The 1556-nt window shown below is 70.1% G+C and carries 2 protein-coding genes; both read left to right on the top strand.

Annotated features, from left to right (window positions below; translation table 11 throughout):
• Positions 1 to 1078: transporter (locus tag BJQ90_RS17700; RefSeq protein WP_226761525.1), on the top strand; the 1078-nt coding region annotated here is incomplete at its 5' end.
• A gap of 81 nt (positions 1079 to 1159) precedes the next feature.
• The coding region (locus BJQ90_RS17695) for a 6-phosphogluconolactonase (RefSeq protein WP_226761524.1) at positions 1160 to 1556 on the top strand (397 nt) is incomplete at its 3' end.

The following is a 1556-nucleotide window of genomic DNA, read 5'->3' as shown; positions in this document are numbered from 1 at the left end:
TTCCCGCCGCTTCAAGGACGCGAGCGCGGTTGTCTTCCTGATTCCCCTCGTCCTGATGGGGCCGATCATGGCGGGTGTCGCCGGGGGGATTGCGGGGTCCGGGGAGTTCCTGCCCGGGCTTGCCCGGACGCTGTCGTGGACCCCTGCCGGGGCCGCATGGTCCCTCGGCGGCGAACTCGCCGCGGGCAGCTACGGCGCCGCGGCCCTCAAGTTCCTGATCGCGCTGGCCACACTCGCCGGACTCGCGCTGGGCTGGAAGCTCCTGCTGCAGCGGGCGCTCGTGACGCCGCCCTACGCCGGGACCTCCAGCAAAAAAGCCCGCGGACTGGGCTTCTTCCGGCTGTTCCCGGGAACGCCGACGGGTGCGGTCGCGGCCCGGTCCCTGAGCTACTGGCTCCGGGACCCCCGGTACGCGGGCGCCCTCGTGGTCATCCCGCTGCTGCCGGTGCTGGCCCTGTTCCAGGCCACCCAGACGGGATCCTACGGGATGCTCCTCTTCACCGGTCCGCTGACGGCGTTCCTGCTTGCCTGGTCCATCTCGACAGATGTCTCCTACGACAGCACCGCCTTTGCGCTGCACCTGTCCACGGGCGTGCGGGGGATCCACGACCGGCTCGGCCGTGCCCTGGCGTGTCTGGTCTTCGCCCTGCCGGCCGTGCTGGTGCTCAGCGTCCTGCCGTTCCTGTTCGGCGCGGACTGGCAGCTCTTGCCCGGCCTGCTCGGGCTGTCCCTCGGTATCCTGTTCAGCGGGATGGGCCTGTCCTCGGTGGTATCGGCACGCTACACGGTCACGGTGCCGCTCCCCGGCGACAGCCCGTTCAAGAAACCGCCGGGCAACGTGGCGCAGACCATGGCGGTGCAGTTCGGCGGGATGGGGGCACTCTTCCTGCTCCTGCTACCCGAGGTGTCGCTCGTCGTGGCCCAATTCGTCACCGGCAGTGCCGTGCCAGGTTGGATCAACCTGGTGCTGGGTCCGGTCCTGGGGCTCGGGTTGTTTGCCGCCGGGGTCCGGCTGGGCGGGAAATGGCTCGACGCGCGGGGACCGGAACTGCTGGCGCAGCTGGCCGTCAACCGCTGACGCGCGCGCCGCGGCCGGGACTGCGGTAGCCTGCCACTACGGCATAACCGCAACGGGGCAAGGCAAGCGCGAAGGCAGGCCATGGAAGTCGTCATTCTGTCCGGCACCAAGCTGATCGCCGCCCTCGCGGCGGATGCGATCGAGGCGCTGCTCCGGCGCAAGCCCGACGCCGTCCTGGGCCTGGCCACCGGTTCGTCACCGCTGCCGGTCTACAACGAGCTGGCGCTGCGGCACGAGCGGGACGGCCTGGATTTCAGCCAGGTCCGTGCCTTCGCCCTTGACGAGTACGTGGGTCTGCCTGCCGGCCACCCGGAGTCCTACCGTGAAGTGATCAGGCGCGAATTCACCGAACAGGTCAACATCGACCCGGCGAATGTCCACGGGCCTGACGGCCAGGCCACTGACATCCCGGCAGCCTGCCGGGCCTTCGAGGATGCCATCCGCGGGGCGGGGGGAGTGGACCTGCAACTGCTGGGGG

It is taken from the genome of Arthrobacter sp. SO3 (genome assembly GCF_020532825.1).
Classification (GTDB): Bacteria; Actinomycetota; Actinomycetes; order Actinomycetales; family Micrococcaceae; genus Arthrobacter.
This window is presented reverse-complemented; position numbering and strand designations above follow the sequence as displayed.